Source organism: Leadbetterella sp. DM7, assembly GCF_040829825.2.
Taxonomy (GTDB): Bacteria; Bacteroidota; Bacteroidia; order Cytophagales; family Spirosomataceae; genus Leadbetterella.
The window spans coordinates 42775-57182 of record NZ_JBFOLH020000016.1; the positions used below are offsets into that span (position 1 = coordinate 42775).

The 14408-nt window shown below is 43.2% G+C and carries 17 protein-coding genes; 8 read left to right on the plus strand and 9 right to left on the minus strand.

The genetic code is table 11. The annotated features are described in order from the left end of the window. Positions 1–82: 82 nt before the first annotated feature. The 4 genes from AB2U10_RS15850 (at position 83) to AB2U10_RS15865 (ending at position 2904) form a co-directional block, all read left to right on the plus strand. Positions 83–556 carry a DUF6428 family protein gene (locus AB2U10_RS15850; RefSeq protein WP_367915824.1) on the plus strand — a complete coding sequence of 158 codons (474 nt, stop codon included), beginning with the start codon at positions 83–85 and terminating at the stop codon, positions 554–556. Positions 557–576: 20 nt separating this feature from the next. Further along, positions 577–1191: an arsenate-mycothiol transferase ArsC gene (locus AB2U10_RS15855; protein ID WP_367915825.1), complete on the plus strand. Its 615-nt coding sequence runs from the start codon at positions 577–579 to the stop codon at positions 1189–1191. A gap of 3 nt (positions 1192–1194) precedes the next feature. Further along, positions 1195–2226, plus strand: coding sequence for an ACR3 family arsenite efflux transporter (arsB, locus tag AB2U10_RS15860; RefSeq protein ID WP_367915826.1), 1032 nt, complete (start codon positions 1195–1197; stop codon positions 2224–2226). 234 nt (positions 2227–2460) lie between these two features. Next, a complete protein-coding gene (locus AB2U10_RS15865) occupies positions 2461–2904 on the plus strand; it encodes an acyltransferase (RefSeq protein WP_367915827.1) in 444 nt (147 codons plus the stop codon). Positions 2905–3228: 324 nt separating this feature from the next. Here AB2U10_RS15865 and AB2U10_RS15870 read toward each other — a convergent pair whose 3' ends face one another. The 6 genes from AB2U10_RS15870 to AB2U10_RS15895 all read right to left on the minus strand — a co-directional run bounded on the left by AB2U10_RS15870 (position 3229) and on the right by AB2U10_RS15895 (position 7447). Beyond that, entirely contained in the window at positions 3229–3879 is a 651-nt protein-coding gene (locus tag AB2U10_RS15870; RefSeq protein ID WP_367915828.1) for a DUF2911 domain-containing protein, read from the minus strand. Positions 3880–3942: 63 nt separating this feature from the next. Continuing rightward, positions 3943–4965 (minus strand): cytochrome-c peroxidase, encoded by a 1023-nt coding sequence (locus AB2U10_RS15875; protein WP_367915829.1) that lies wholly within the window; start codon positions 4963–4965, stop codon positions 3943–3945. Then, a complete protein-coding gene (locus tag AB2U10_RS15880; RefSeq protein WP_367915830.1) occupies positions 4962–5714 on the minus strand; it encodes an MbnP family protein in 753 nt (250 codons plus the stop codon). The genes AB2U10_RS15875 and AB2U10_RS15880 overlap by 4 nt, the downstream gene beginning before the upstream one ends. A 1-nt stretch (position 5715) precedes the next feature. Then, entirely contained in the window at positions 5716–6564 is an 849-nt protein-coding gene (locus tag AB2U10_RS15885; protein ID WP_367915831.1) for an AraC family transcriptional regulator, read from the minus strand. A 56-nt stretch (positions 6565–6620) separates the two neighbouring features. Further along, a complete protein-coding gene (locus AB2U10_RS15890; protein ID WP_367915832.1) occupies positions 6621–6992 on the minus strand; it encodes a hypothetical protein in 372 nt (123 codons plus the stop codon). 80 nt (positions 6993–7072) lie between these two features. Beyond that, entirely contained in the window at positions 7073–7447 is a 375-nt protein-coding gene (locus AB2U10_RS15895; RefSeq protein ID WP_367915833.1) for a hypothetical protein, read from the minus strand. A gap of 283 nt (positions 7448–7730) precedes the next feature. On the opposite strand from AB2U10_RS15895, the gene AB2U10_RS15900 reads away from it, so the two are divergent. The 3 genes from AB2U10_RS15900 to AB2U10_RS15910 are packed head-to-tail and all read left to right on the plus strand — an operon-like array spanning position 7731 to position 10701. Then, entirely contained in the window at positions 7731–9236 is a 1506-nt protein-coding gene (locus tag AB2U10_RS15900; RefSeq protein WP_367915834.1) for a c-type cytochrome, read from the plus strand. Continuing rightward, positions 9233–10558: a c-type cytochrome gene (locus tag AB2U10_RS15905; RefSeq protein ID WP_367915835.1), complete on the plus strand. Its 1326-nt coding sequence runs from the start codon at positions 9233–9235 to the stop codon at positions 10556–10558. Before AB2U10_RS15900 ends, AB2U10_RS15905 begins: the two co-directional genes overlap by 4 nt. Positions 10559–10560: 2 nt before the next feature. After that, a complete protein-coding gene (locus AB2U10_RS15910) occupies positions 10561–10701 on the plus strand; it encodes a hypothetical protein (protein ID WP_367915836.1) in 141 nt (46 codons plus the stop codon). A gap of 29 nt (positions 10702–10730) precedes the next feature. Here the strand turns inward: AB2U10_RS15910 and AB2U10_RS15915 are convergent, their stop codons facing one another. From AB2U10_RS15915 to AB2U10_RS15925, 3 genes are all read right to left on the minus strand, one after another. After that, positions 10731–11780, minus strand: coding sequence for a cytochrome-c peroxidase (locus tag AB2U10_RS15915; RefSeq protein WP_367915837.1), 1050 nt, complete (start codon positions 11778–11780; stop codon positions 10731–10733). Between the two features lie 73 nt (positions 11781–11853). Continuing rightward, complete coding sequence (locus AB2U10_RS15920; protein ID WP_367915838.1) at positions 11854–12738, minus strand: MbnP family protein; 885 nt, start codon at positions 12736–12738, stop codon at positions 11854–11856. 21 nt (positions 12739–12759) lie between these two features. Next, positions 12760–13080, minus strand: a complete 321-nt coding sequence (locus AB2U10_RS15925; protein ID WP_367915839.1) for a c-type cytochrome — start codon at positions 13078–13080, stop codon at positions 12760–12762. A 299-nt stretch (positions 13081–13379) separates the two neighbouring features. Here AB2U10_RS15925 and AB2U10_RS15930 point away from each other — a divergent pair, with 299 nt between their 5' ends. Beyond that, positions 13380–14387 carry a YncE family protein gene (locus tag AB2U10_RS15930; protein ID WP_367915840.1) on the plus strand — a complete coding sequence of 336 codons (1008 nt, stop codon included), beginning with the start codon at positions 13380–13382 and terminating at the stop codon, positions 14385–14387. Positions 14388–14408: the final 21 nt, after the last annotated feature.

The window sequence follows — 14408 nt, forward strand, 5'->3', positions numbered from 1 at the left end:
TTTTTATATTTTAATATCGTTATATTGCTATATAACGTTTGTTTATTTAATTATTTATTTTATCCTTTTAAAAGTTTGTATTATGAAGTTATCAGAGATCAAAGAAATTTTACCAACATTAGAAAATGTTGAATTTCAATTAGAAAATGGAACATTTGTTCCTGAGCACTTTCACGTTACAGAAGTGGGACAAATCATCAAAAATTTTATTGACTGTGGTGGCGTAATCCGTAAGGAAAAAGCAGTCAATTTTCAACTGTGGAATGCCGACGATTATGAGCACAGGTTGAAGCCAGGAAAGCTATTAAGTATAATTAAGCTTTCAGAAGAAAAATTAGGGATTGAAGATGCTGATATAGAAGTAGAATATCAAAGTGATACTATTGGCAAGTACGATTTGGATTTTAATGAAAATACATTTGTATTGAAAAACAAAACGACTGCTTGCCTGGCTCAGGATGTTTGCGGAATTCCTGCTGAAAAACAAAACAGAAGCCTTTCCGAATTAACTGTAAATCAATCAAATTCTTGCACTCCAAATTCCGGATGTTGCTAAACTTTTAAAATAGAATCTATATGTATCCAATGTTGTCAGAGACAATTCAGCAGTTAAACTGGGAACAAATCAATAATGATGAGCGTAAAAGTACGTTACAGCCATTGATCGATTTTATTCAGCTAAAAATAAATAGCCAACAGCAAATAAATATAAACTTCATTTGTACCCATAATTCACGCAGGAGCCATTTATCACAGGTTTGGGCACAAGCAGCGGCTTTTCATTTCGGTATTGAGAATGTGATTTGCTATTCGGGAGGTACTGAAGAAACCGCATTATTTCCAAAAGTAGCTGAAACTTTATCCGATCAGGGATTTAATATTTTCAAAATAAATGATGGCACCAATCCTGTTTACGCCATAAAATATAGCGATAATTCCCAACCGATAATTGGATTTTCTAAAAAGTATGACAATCCTTTTAATCCAGTATCTGCTTTTGTGGCTATAATGACCTGCTCGCAAGCTGACGGTGGATGTCCTTTTATCGCTGGTGCTGAAAAAAGGATCCCGATCACATTTGAAGATCCTAAAATTTCAGATAATACCTCCGATCAGACAAAGATATATTCAGAAAGGAGTTTACAGATAGCAAAGGAAATGTTTTATGTGTTTTCAAAAATTACTAAATAGCCGATGCAACCCAAACTAAAATTCTTAGACAGATACCTAACTTTATGGATATTCCTTGCAATGGCACTTGGTCTAGGCTTAGGATATTTCTTTCCGGGTATTTCAAAAACTAAAAATACGCTATCTGTCGGGACTACAAATATTCCGTTGGCAATAGGTTTGATATTGATGATGTACCCGCCATTGGCAAAGGTGGATTATTCATTATTGCCTATAGTATTGAAGGATAAAAAAGGTATTAGTATCTCTTTATTGTTAAACTGGATTATCGGACCTGTTTTAATGTTCGGATTAGCCGTTCTTTTTTTAAGAAGTGAGCCAGATTATATGGTAGGTTTGATATTGATAGGCCTGGCAAGATGTATTGCAATGGTAATCGTATGGAATGACTTGGCAAAAGGTAATAGGGAGTATACGGCGCTCTTGGTCGCATTAAATAGCATCTTTCAGGTATTTTCTTACAGTTTTTTAGTTTGGCTGTTTATCAATGTATTGCCAAGCAAATTTGGCCTTGCAAGTTTCAATGTAATTGTATCTGTAAAAGATGTAACCGAAAGTGTTTTGATATACTTAGGGATTCCTTTCTTGGCAGGTTTTTTTAGCCGTTACTTCCTTGTAAAATCAAAAGGTATAGAATGGTATAACCGTAAATTTGTGCCCAAAATATCGCCCATTACATTATACGCATTATTATATACCATAGTGTTGATGTTCAGTTTGAAAGGTGATAAAATAGTAGAGTTGCCAATGGATGTCATTAAGGTCGCGATACCCTTAGTTGTCTATTTTGTACTAATGTTTTTCGTAAGCTTCTTTATCAATAAATCCTTAAATGTTCCCTACGATAAAAATACGGCAATTGCATTTACCGCCACAGGAAACAATTTTGAACTAGCTATTGCAGTGGCAATAGCTGTATTTGGAATCCATTCACCTCAGGCATTTGTCGGCGTAATTGGACCGTTGGTAGAAGTTCCAGTTCTTATATTATTGGTAAAGATAAGCCTGTGGCTTAAAAAGAAATATTACAATTAAATAAATGCAAAAGGAGTTATGGGGTTTTAGCCCAAAGCTAAACCTCATAAATAGATTATAAGGGGAGCGACTTAAAGCACCTGACCTCTGCCCAAGAAACCGGACGAATTTAAAATAGAGATTTCGGGATAAAAGAACCCTACTCATTTACAAATAGCCTTTAAAAATTGGTAAATTTGTCATCAGTTCAGAATAAAAAGGACTATTTTAACCTGACTACATTCAAAAAGCCAAATGAAATTATCCGAATATGTAAAAAAGAGAAACGGAGTTCCTATTGGACATTCCAGGTCACTGCAATATAATTTGCAAAGGTCACTCGGAGCAAAAAACTTTTCTGCCTTTTGGAATTTTTGGAACCCGATTTTCGGATATTATCTCGGAACTAAAATATTTAAACCTCTGAAAAGAGTTTTTCCGATTACTATCTCTTTAATTCTGACATTTATTTTTTGCGGAATGGTTCACGATTTAGTGACAACATTGGTCAGGGTTAAATTATCATTGTTCTTTTCTGTTTGGTTCTTCTTAATGGGAATTGCAGTTGTGGCTGCAAAATACATTGACTATGACTTATCGGGAAAGAAATGGCTTTGTAGGGTAACAATGAATATAGTAATAATTGGGCTATGTCTGTTACTTACGATTTTATTGAATGGCATTCTAAATTTTTACTGACTTAGATTAATTTTCAAAACTTCTTTTCTTCCCCGGCTTTTTTATAATTTTTTGCCATAAGATGAAGGAAGTCCACTATAACGGTTGCTTGATCATCTTCGACCTCAATGCCATTTTTTGCTAATATCGCAATGCACGCCTTTTATCCGTGAAATTCATATTCATTGTATTTTTCTTGTTGTTTAATGGATAATCCACCATGTAAACCCAAAGACTTATTCCCACTTCGGAAATCAATGTGCTTGATCAGAGGATACTTTAACTACCGGAACGTAAAAAACTTAAGCCCCATGGATTAAGGAGCTTAAGTGGGAGATAAAGCACTTATTCCTCCTGGCTCTTAAAGGGTACCTCTATTTTTATCTTATCCCAGGCCATGCCGATTTTTCCTTCCCGGTCATTTATTGCCTCTACCGAATAGGTTAACCTGGGTGTGTAGGTATTTTCGCGGGGCGTTACCGCCATTCTCAGAATATCTTCATCCTGCTTATAATTATCGGTCAGGTGCTGTTTGTAATTCTTATTGAGAATAAATGTCCAGCTCTTCTCTCCGGGGATAGTAAAAATGGCGTAGGTGCCTTTCTCAATTCGCTTACCATCAATTTCCACCGGGTGCATGACCAGCATGCTGGTAGCCGTGTGCGCTCCGGTTACCCAAACGGTATTGTAAGGTACCAGTCCACCCCAGATGACCCGGCCTTTTACTCCCGGCGACTGGTAGGTGATATGCACATGCGATTTGCCTACCGTGGCCATGGCTACACGGGTGGGGCTGCCTTTGAGTGTATCTTCAGTGATAAAGCCGGCCTGAAGGCTGTCGAGATAGCCCCGGTGTGCCGTAGTCTTCATTTCCATGCCGTGATCTCCATGATTATGGCCGGAGTGATCATGACCGGCGTGCCTATGGCCGTCATGTTTTCTTTTGCAGGCCGCGATGGCCATACTTACGAGGGTAATTAATAATAGTTTCTTCATTTTATTTTTACGTTTAAGGCCTCCGGAGCTCTGTCTTTGTTAAACCGGAGGCAGTTAAAAATTTTACTGTTCGGAAAAGCGCCTGTTTTTTATAAAATCCGGGTCGTTTAATGTCTTCAGGAAAGCCAGTATCTGCTTTTTCTCCGGCTCACTGAGCGTAAGGCCCGGCGGGCCGTTTCGCTGCCTGAAAACGGGGTCCAGGGTTTCCTGGTCTTCCATTCCCGAGTTATAATGCTCCAGTACTTCCTCCAGGGTATTGATGCTGCCGTCATGCATATAGGGTGCCGTATAATCCAGGTTTCGCAACGTGGGCACTCTGAACCTGCCCCTGTCGGCCGCATTCAGTGTGATCTCTTCGCGGCCTTTATCGAAACGGAAATTGTTTTCCACGCCGCTATTGCGGAAGGACCGGTCGGTAAACAGGGCTGTGGAATGGCAGGGCGTGCATTTCTGCTGCACCAGAGCCATACCTGCGAGTTCATCGGCTGTAAGCACTTCTCCCTCTTTCCGGATGTAGCTGTCATATCGGCTGCCGGCCGAGATCAGGCTGGCCAGGAACTGGGTCATGCTTTGCAGAAACTCTTTGGATGTGATCTGCTCTGCCCGGTACACCTGCCTGAATTTTTCCTTGTAGAAATCCGATGCATTCAGCTTAACAAGAATGTTATCCAGCGACTCGTTCAGCTCTATGGGATTTTCAATGGCGTTCATCGGCGTAAGGTCAAGATTATGCACCCCACCATCCCAGAAGAAATGCTCGTAAAAGATGAGGTTAAACAGCGGAAGCGCATTGCGCAAGCCCAACTGGTTATCTACCCCGTGGCTGCCGGTATGATCTTCATTGGTGAAGCCCGCCCACTGCTGATGACAGGATCCGCAGGAGATTGAGCCGTCGCTTGACAGCAGAGGGTCATAGAAAAGGGTCTTCCCGAGCTCAAACCCGGCTTCTGTCACCGGATGTACCGAGAGGTCATACACCGGCGCCGGGAAATGGGGGGGGACCTCCGGGGTGCCATTCTGACGAATCGTAAAAGCACTTACGCCCGTAAAGAGCGCCAGGGTCAACCCTAAAACTGTTTTTCTCATTTTATTACAAATGCTTCGCGATAATTATCTGCAATTTTTTCTGCTTCTATCCCCCACATCACACTCGGCTTTTCGGAAATTCGAAGGTCGTAATGGCCATGGAAAAATTTATCCAGGTTTACCGTGATTTTCAACTGTCCTGCTAAATCGGGCGAAACCTTCACGGACAAAAACTCCATTTTTCTCTCCCGCAGGGCATTGATAGTTTTTGTACGGTAGCCGCCAAAGCCGCCGATGTGATAGGTGAACCTGTTCTTCATTTTTTCAGTAGAGGCTGTTGACGTGCCTTCCAGCTTGAAAAAAATATAACCCGAATTCCACACCCAGTACATCCCTTTGGCCCCGGCAGCCACATCCAGGTTACCGGTACGGTGCTCAATACTCATGGTGTTGCGGAGACTGTCCACCCCGATAACAAACCGGATGCCGTTATACTCACCTTCGGGGATATCTTTCAGCGTGATTTTCCGCAGGTCTGCTTCCGGTGTATGCCTTACAATAAAGTAGGAGCTATCCTGCGGTATGGTGTAAAAGCTGCCGTCTCTGCGCTGCAGGCTGATATTGCTGATAAAGTAATTGATGGTGGTAAACTTCACATCCTCCCCGTGAACGTTGGTGTACGATTTATCGAAAACCACTTGCTCTCCGTTAAAAAGGTGATCAAAACTGATTTCCACGTTTCCTGCTTTTTGGGCATAGCCGGTTTGCACCAGCGTCCATATTCCGAAAAATACGATGATCTTTTTCATTTTATTCCGATTTCCTGAATTGCTCGGGTGTTACCCCGGTTTGTTTTTTGAAAAATGTTACAAAATATGAAGTACTGTCGAAGCCCAGCTTATCGGCGATCTCGTTAATGGGTAGATTGCTGTGCTTTAACATTCTCCTGGCCTCTGAGTCTACCCGTTTACGGATCAGGCTTCCGGCGGTATTACCGGTTTCCTCCTTACAGATCTTGTTGAGGTAATTGGGCGTAATATTCAACAGCTCCGCGTAGTCTGACGGAAGCTTCTTGGTATCCAGGTACTTTAGGATCAACTGCTCAAACCGGTAAATCTTTTCCTGTTTCAGGTTCGTGGATTTCACAAAGCCTGCCGGGTTATAAAGCCGTTCCAGCTCAAACAGGATGATATTCAGGTAAGAGCGTAGGATGGTCTGCTCCGTTTTGTTCTGCCGGAATTCATCATTAAGCAGCCCGAGCAGCACGTTCCATCTCTCGCGGCTTTCCCCCGATATCCACATATAGGGTTTGGCATCGATTTTCATAAAAGAAAACTGGTTGAGCACATTGTTATTATACCGCATGGAAAAAAAGCCGTCTGTAAAACAGATGATCTTTCCCTTTGCCCGTTTGTTCATATCTATTGCAGAGACGGTATGCGGCCGGATAATAATGGCCTTACCGTCATCGATCCGTATGGTCTGATGATCCACAGATACCGCACCTTCTCCCTCCTCCACCAGCAGGATCATATAAAAATCCTGCTTATGGGGTATTTCTAACTGGGGGAAGCTCTCCAGCAGCCCGGTGAGCTCTCCCATCCAGAATGAGCCTGTTTCTTTTCCGAACAGGCCCATGTTCCAAATACTGAAAATCATACTTTTTACCATTCTCATTAAGGTTTGATTACTATACTCATTACTAACTAGGGTAATCAGCAGGTAATCGGCGGGTGCAGGACCCGCCCCTTAAACCCTTCTACCGCAGAGCACACAATACAAAAATCAGCTGGCTCTTGCGGTGAGAATTCTACAGGTGAAAAACAGAAACGGATTTCCTCTTTGAAGATTTTCGGACTTTCAAAAGATTTGCCCGTGCTCAAATCGGCATCACTTCCCCGGAAATCCGTAAGCTTCTCTACCAGATAACAACTTCCCCCGCACATGGTCATGGGCTCGTTCCGGTTAATGCACAAATTTTCAACGATATATTCCCTGTGGGTATAGAACCAGGCAATATTCCACAAATTGTAAAGCTGTTGAAAGCTGATTACAATCAGGAGAAATAAAGCCATAAATCTCCTCATGCTTCCTTAAAATTTAATTAAAATACATACAGGTGTTCAGGCCCGGCAAGAGGGGCCCGTGTAAGACCTTATCATGGAAATCAGGACCGGGGAGGGCGGAAGAAATCAAAGAAGATAGCCTGTATAAAAAAAGACTTTTGAGAAGAAAATGGTCCCTCGTCTTCCGGAAAAACCCTTACCAGGGACTCAAAACTGAAAACGGGCGGAACATAATTACTTTCCATGCTGAAGAGAAAAGAGACAAAAGCCGATTCAGCCTGCTTTTCACGGGTTTCGTTCAGCTTTTTGGCCAGATAACACTTCCCGTCACATTTCAGCAGGGGTTTATCCTTATTAATACAAAAATTCTGAATAATATAATCTTTGCGCAGCTCATACTCTATAAAGACCACAGGAATCACTGCGGACCTGAACAGGATCAGTCCGGCAAAACCTATAGCCCATATTTGCTTCACAAGCCCCAAGATATTCAGATTAAAACCACAACAAATTTATTGAATAAAAAGACAAGGTGCAAATGCTTGTGGCAACTCTGTCCAAACCGTATTAAATACATAAATTCTATTGCTAAATATTAAAACTCAGATACTATTTTTTATCAAAACAGAACTGCTTTTCTGAAAACAGGCATTGATTTTCTAAATAATCGTCCCGGCCTGTTTTTCTGTCTGGTCGTACTTCATCCGAACTTTGCATCGAAATTCCTAAAGCAGTTTTCAATAAAATCAAGTCATTTCTATGGACTTTCCCATGTTTCACCTCGACTGGCTGAATGACCGCTTCCTGATAGCCGTTATCGCCATCATTCATGTATTGATTAACCACGGACTTGCCGTGGGTTTTATTCCCTACATTACCTGGCTGGAGCAAAAAGGGGTTCAGAACTCTGCAGCCGATCAGATAACGGACCCCGATTGGGACCAGATGGTGTATAATAAGATGAAGGTCGCTTTTATTATCACTACCACCATCGGAGCCATGACCGGTGTGGGCATCTGGTTTTCTGCCGCCCTGGTCAGTCCCGCTTCTATCGGAAGCCTTATCCGGGTCTTTTACTGGGCCTGGTTTACCGAGTGGCTGGTTTTTGTGACGGAGGTGATACTTATCCTCATCTATTTTTTGACCTGGAAAAATGCGAACAAGTCGCTCCGGGGAAAAATAAGACATATTCGTTTCGGGTGGTTCCTGGCTTTTGCCTCCTGGATCACCATGGTTATTATCGTCTCTATCTTAGGTTTTATGATGGACCCCGGCAACTGGAACAATGATAAAAGCCTTTTGAACGGGTTTACCAACCCCATTTATCTTCCCCAACTGGCTTTCAGAACGCCGGTGGCTATGCTGGTGGGCGGTACCTTCGGAATGCTGCTCACCACCATTTTTTCCAGGTCAGGGTCTGAAATGCGTGCCAAAGCCGTAAAATATGCAGGACAATGGATATTGGTCTGGACTCCGTTTGCCATTATCGGCGCCGTATATTACTGGAAAGTAATGCCCGAAGCCATGAAAGATAATATGAGTGTGGCCGTAGGGTCAATGGATTTCTCTCAATATTATGACCTGCTAAAATACTTTATTGCAGGAGCGGCCGGCTTATCGGTTTTGCTGGCCGGATGGGCCTTATTCAGGCCCGCAAAAGTCAACTTTGTCGTAGTCATTCTTCCCTGCCTGTTCATCCTTGGCCTCCTGGGCATTTTTGAGCGTGTGCGTGAGTTTGTCCGTAAACCTTACATTATAGGAAACTACATGTATTCTAACCTTATCCGCCAGGAAGATTACCCTCTCCTGCAAAAAGACGGTATCCTGAGACATGCCACCTATACCACAGTCCATGAAATTACGGAAGAGAACCAAACCGAAGCCGGAAGAAATGTATTTATGCTGACTTGCAGCCGATGTCATACTTCACGAGGCGTAAACTCTATCGTGGATGTATTCGAAAAAATGTACGGTAAAGGGAAACCGCTGAGCATAGATGCCATGGCCGCCTATATCCCCGTCATGCACAACGGCAGGGCCTTTATGCCGCCCTTTCCGGGGAATGAAGCTGAACTGAAGGCACTGGCGGTTTATATTAAGCATCTGCAGGCTACTCATGAACCGTTGGTGGGTGCACAAACCGAGGGTATTCAGATAAACCCGTTGAATAACTCAGTCAGTGTAGTGAGGTCCCTGGAGCAGCAAAACGCGGAGCTGGTGGAAGAAAATAACCCCGAATCAAACGAAAACATTCAAGAACAATGATACTTTTACAATACCAGACTCCTGTACCTAAAGACATCCCCTTAGCGCTGCCCATGGCTGAGTGGTTACTGGTTACCCTACTTATTGTTTCCTTTCTTTTTCATATCTTATTTGTAAACCTGATGGTAGGAGGGAGCATCGTAACGCTTTGGGCACAGATCAGGGGTCTCAAAGACAAAGAATATGACATCTTTGCCCATGAAATTGCTAAAACCATTACAGTAAACAAGAGCATTGCCGTAGTTTTGGGTGTGGCCCCCCTGCTGAGTATCAATGCCCTCTATGCCCTCTATTTTTATTCGGCCAATGCGCTCACCGGCAGTATCTGGATCATGATCATTCCTTTGGTCACCGTTGCCTTTTTGCTGACGTACCTGCACAAATACACCTGGGAGTACCTCGAAAATAATAAAAAGCTTCATATCGGCATTATCGGTATTTCCGTAGGCATTTTTCTATTCATTCCGCTGATATTCCTTACCAATGTGAACCTGATGATGTTTCCCGAAAAATGGGAAGGTGTTAAAGGTTTTTTCAGTGCCATGACCCTTCCTAACGTCTGGCCAAGGTATTTCGAATTCCTGGCGGGATGTGTGGCTATCACCGGGGTATTCATTTACGGCTATAACCGCAGAAAAGCTTACCGGGTGGAGGAAATTTACGTTGGGTTCAGCCGATATAAGCTCAAACGGCTTGGCTACACTATAGCCGCGTCCGGCTTTGCCGTTCAGATCGTAACGGGGATCATCGTGCTGTTTACGCTCCCATCCAAGGGAGTAGGCTACGGCGTTATAGCCGTAATGGGCTCAGCAGGAATCCTGCTCGTTTTAGCGCTGTGGTGGGTAACAGATTCCCTAACCAAAGGCCCGGTGGGGATTGATCTCCACTTTGGCAAAGTGGTTACTGCGGTGGCGCTTTTCCTGGTGGCTTATGGCGGAAGCCGCCAGATGTACCGCCACAATGCCCTCGATAAGCATCAGCAGTTGGTAAAACAGCATACCGAAGAATATCAGAAGCATAGCCTGGCTGCCCGTACGGCGCCTAAAGAAGAGCCTGTTATAGATGAAAGTACCGGTGAATTTGCCAAAGGTGAGACCATCTTTAAGAACAACTGCGCTGCCTGCCATATGAAAGATCAGGCTTTGGTAGGCCCGGCCATTACCGAAATGATCGACATTTATAAAGACGATCCGGAAGGGATGAAGAAATGGATAAAAGCGCCTGGTAAAAAACGGGCCAACATGACGCAGATGCCAGGCTTTCCCGGCATGAGCGACGGCGATCTCAGTGAATTAACGCATTACATTTTAAATTTTCAATAATTATGACTGTTCTGTTAACTCTGTTCGTATTTGTTTTAGGCCTTCTCATTGCTAAAACCCTGATGAATATCAATCTGATGGTTCACATCCTGAAGAAAAAGGATAAAGAGCTGCTCAATAATGAAGCAAACCTGTTTCATTAACTAAGCGGAAAAAGAGCTGACAAATCTGATTAAGGCCTTAAGGCAGGATTAGTTACAAAGGCTTCGTCATCCAGTGTTTTCAGAAACACTTGCAGCAGATCTTTTTCCACATCACTCAGGGTAAATCCAGATAAGTACGGGCTGGTGGTAGCAGTGTGCCGGATACCGTGTTGAAAATGATCCAGCACTTCTTCGAGGGTACCGAAGCGCCCGTCATGCATATACGGGGCCGTATAACTTATATTGCGTAATGTGGGAGTTCTGAACTTACCCATGTCATCGGGGTTAAACGTGATACGGTATCTTCCCTGCTCTACTCTTTCATTGGCTTCACTGAAAGTATCGTCCAGGCCGATGTTATGATACAGGTTATCGGTAAACAGGTGCTTGTCTCTGCTGTGGCAGGAAGCACATTTGGTATCAAAAACAGTAAGTCCTCTTTGCTCCCTATCGGTCAGCGACAGCTTCCCCAAAATGTATTGATCATACCGTGAGTCTGCCGAGACGATCGTTCTGAGATACTGGCCCAGGGCTTTTAATATCTTCTGTGTAGTGATACCTTCACTTTTTTCAGAAGGGAAGGCATTTTCAAAAAGCAGCTTATAATGGCCTGACCGTTCCAGCTTTTGCGGTAATTCCAGGACGTTCTGTCCCATTTCATCCAGATGCGTGATAGGACCTATGGCCAGTGATTCCAGGTTTGTGCTGCCGCCTTCCCAGAACAAGCCGTTGGTAGCCCAGGCCAGGTTGATAATGGCCTGGGTGTTCCGGTGGAGCCTGTTGCCTGAAAATCCTATGCTGCTCAGGCTTACTCCATCGGTGAAAGCCTTGTCCTGGTGATGACAGGAAGCGCAGGAGATCTTATTATTTCCTGACATGAGGGGCTCAAAAAACAGCTTTCTGCCCAATACTACCCCGTCTTTGGTCATGGGGTTATAATCCACTTCGGGCATAGCAGGGAAATGTTGTGGCGGTGCCGGTAAACCGGTCATCTCATCCGGTTCCAGCCTGTCTCCGGAAGAACAGGCGGAAAGAATAAAGGAAAACAGGAGAGAATATTTCAGGTTGTTATATGTCATAAAAAAGGGCGTGAACAAAATTGTCACGCCTTTACAATTTATTAAAAACTAATTTAATTTATAAGTTTTGGTGCTATTGGATCGCTACCTTGGTATTATCTGCGAGCTTTTGCATGTCTTCCGGAGAAGAGGCGTTCACAAACTTATCATATTTGGCCAGATTAGGGTCGGCCGCCCAGCCCGCCGGCTTGGTGCCGGAGAATGCAGATACCGTCAGACCTTTAAATAAGGCCAATACATCTGTTTTCAAATCTACCTCCGAAATCACACCGGCTTTACTGCTTACCGGCAAAGCAATTTCCACTTCCCTGTATTGATCATTTCCCCCGGTCTCGGCCACAAAGCGAACGGCATCGGTCAGTGCATTTCCTCCTTTCGCTAAATAAGCTCCCTTAGTTCGTAAGAAGATATAGCTGGTATGCCATGCCCAGCCTGCCACCTGTGACATCTGGTTAATATCCAGCTCGCCGGCTTTAATGGCGAAATTGTTGTTATACCTGGCATCCACGCCTATGGCAAACTTTACTTTTGCATAATCGCCTAAGGGCACATTCCCTACCAGGATGTCCTCTCTTTTGTTAGGTGCCGAGAAGTTTGCTCCCACATTGGCTGCAGTAGTACCGTAGTAAAACAGGGTATCCCTGTTTTCTACCAGGTAATACGAATCGGGAATTGCCACTTCTTCACCGTTGGTTTTTACGAGCTTCACATTGCTAACCCAGTACCTGATTTCATTAAAAGAATAGGTATTTCCTTCCGTATCCGTGAAATTCTTTTTTAATTCAAAATCCTGGTTGCCGATAACATGCTTGAAGTTAAGCCTGACAACTCCTTTTTCAGGGTCAAAATTTTCATTGATATAGACTACTTTTTCTACCTCTTTAATCACCTCTTTTTCACAGGCTGTAAACAATACGGCAGAACATAAAGTCACTACTAAAAGAATCTGTTTTTTCATATATTACACTATTGATTTAACTTACTTCAGAGTGGTTATCCAACGGGCTATTTTCAGTGCTTCGGGCTTAGGAACATTCTTCATAGGTGCCATAGGAGGATAACCCGGCCAGTTTTTAGGTTGCGGGGCATAGATTAGATCCACTATTTTTTCCGGCTTGTAGTTTTTCTTCCGGATATCCCTGAACGATGGCCCCACCAGCCGTTTATCTACCGTATGGCAGGCCGTACAGGTGTATTTTTGTAAAAGGGGTTGTATATCTTTCGGAATAGTGTTTTGCGCATTTACTTTTAAAGCCAGCCCTGAAAAAAGCAGAACCCCAAAAACCAGTTTCATTTTCATTTTATGCCCGCAATATTTTACGCAAAAGTCTTTATAATTCCATGAGCGAAAAAAGAGCAAAACGGAGACTTACTTTATTTTTCAGACTTTTAAATTCAGATTTTCAACTTTTCTATTTTAAAAATCAATTTTAATGCATTATTTTATTTGGTTATAATGTGTTCATAATGAGATAAATAAATGGAGTGTCGAGGCCTGAGGTATACAACTTCTCAAAAACTAAACCGCCAGATGAATGGTTTATCTGATATATACCTTTAAGGAGGCCATAAACGTTTTACTCCAATAATTGTAGCCTTATGTCACGATGCCTGTGGGTTATTGTATCGTTTTTGTTTATCTCATGCTCCAAGCCCCTCTTTCAACCGGGCCGGGCAGTGGTGCTTAACGGGGGGGATAACACGGTACAGATCGTAGACCTCCATACTTTCAGTATAAAAAAGACGAAATATCTTAAGGCTGAACCGGGGTATTTTGCACATCACCTGGGGGTGTCAACCGATCGGAAATACCTGAGCATAGCTGTTCCCGAATATGATTTCTCCGGGGGGCACGAAGGCCTGCACGGGCTCAGTAAACCAGGGAAAATACTCGTTCTTCATACCCGTAACCTGAAAGAAAAATTAGAGAGAGATGTCCCCAAGGCAAACTACAATGCCGTTTTCAACCCGTCGGGAACTGAAATATGGACTGCCGGTTACAGCCACAGTGGCAGGGTTTACGTCTTTGAGTTTCCCTCCGGTAACCTGAAAAAGGAAATTATTGTGGAGTCAGACCCTTCGGAGCTGGTATTCAGTCAAAACGGCAAATACGTGGCCGTAGCCTGTGGGGAAAGCAGCTTTGTAACGCTGATAGATCCCGTAACCTACAGGAAACTGCGGGATGTGAAGGTAGATCCTTATCCCTATATAGTGAGAGTAGAGGCTGAAAAAAAGCTGTTGATTGAAAACAGGCTCCGGAAAAGTCTTAATCTCCTGGATTATGATACATTCAAAGTGACGGAGTTTATTGACCTGGACTATTCCCCTCTTTTCTCAAAATACAATGTAGCCACCGGGGAGATTTGGGTAGTCCCTGGTAATACCCCTGAAATCCATATCTACCAAAAGGCGGAAAAGGAGAAATGGGTTCTAAAAGAGCGCATCCCTACAGAATTTCCTTTATCGGAATTTGAATTTTATCAGAACAGGCTGATAGGGATCAGCAGCCGGCACAATGTACTTATTCAATACAATATTAAAACGGGAAGAATGGAAAAGAAGCTCAGCACGGGTCACCAACCTAACGGTTTGCTGATATGGAATTAAAGCAAATATCATGGAATTTAC

What these genes read in the sequence shown, in the direction of transcription:
- AB2U10_RS15890 (WP_367915832.1), bottom strand. Translation starts at nt 6,992, where the DNA reads ATGAGGAGATTTATGGCTTTATTTCTCCTGATTGTAATCAGCTTTCAA.
- AB2U10_RS15915 (WP_367915837.1), bottom strand. Translation starts at nt 11,780, where the DNA reads ATGACATATAACAACCTGAAATATTCTCTCCTGTTTTCCTTTATTCTT.
- arsB (WP_367915826.1), top strand. Translation starts at nt 1,195, where the DNA reads ATGCAACCCAAACTAAAATTCTTAGACAGATACCTAACTTTATGGATA.
- AB2U10_RS15910 (WP_367915836.1), top strand. Translation starts at nt 10,561, where the DNA reads ATGACTGTTCTGTTAACTCTGTTCGTATTTGTTTTAGGCCTTCTCATT.
- AB2U10_RS15930 (WP_367915840.1), top strand. Translation starts at nt 13,380, where the DNA reads ATGTCACGATGCCTGTGGGTTATTGTATCGTTTTTGTTTATCTCATGC.
- AB2U10_RS15900 (WP_367915834.1), top strand. Translation starts at nt 7,731, where the DNA reads ATGGACTTTCCCATGTTTCACCTCGACTGGCTGAATGACCGCTTCCTG.
- AB2U10_RS15880 (WP_367915830.1), bottom strand. Translation starts at nt 5,714, where the DNA reads ATGAAAAAGATCATCGTATTTTTCGGAATATGGACGCTGGTGCAAACC.
- AB2U10_RS15905 (WP_367915835.1), top strand. Translation starts at nt 9,233, where the DNA reads ATGATACTTTTACAATACCAGACTCCTGTACCTAAAGACATCCCCTTA.
- AB2U10_RS15870 (WP_367915828.1), bottom strand. Translation starts at nt 3,879, where the DNA reads ATGAAGAAACTATTATTAATTACCCTCGTAAGTATGGCCATCGCGGCC.
- AB2U10_RS15875 (WP_367915829.1), bottom strand. Translation starts at nt 4,965, where the DNA reads ATGAGAAAAACAGTTTTAGGGTTGACCCTGGCGCTCTTTACGGGCGTA.
- AB2U10_RS15925 (WP_367915839.1), bottom strand. Translation starts at nt 13,080, where the DNA reads ATGAAAATGAAACTGGTTTTTGGGGTTCTGCTTTTTTCAGGGCTGGCT.
- AB2U10_RS15920 (WP_367915838.1), bottom strand. Translation starts at nt 12,738, where the DNA reads ATGAAAAAACAGATTCTTTTAGTAGTGACTTTATGTTCTGCCGTATTG.
- AB2U10_RS15850 (WP_367915824.1), top strand. Translation starts at nt 83, where the DNA reads ATGAAGTTATCAGAGATCAAAGAAATTTTACCAACATTAGAAAATGTT.
- AB2U10_RS15865 (WP_367915827.1), top strand. Translation starts at nt 2,461, where the DNA reads ATGAAATTATCCGAATATGTAAAAAAGAGAAACGGAGTTCCTATTGGA.
- AB2U10_RS15885 (WP_367915831.1), bottom strand. Translation starts at nt 6,564, where the DNA reads ATGATTTTCAGTATTTGGAACATGGGCCTGTTCGGAAAAGAAACAGGC.
- AB2U10_RS15855 (WP_367915825.1), top strand. Translation starts at nt 577, where the DNA reads ATGTATCCAATGTTGTCAGAGACAATTCAGCAGTTAAACTGGGAACAA.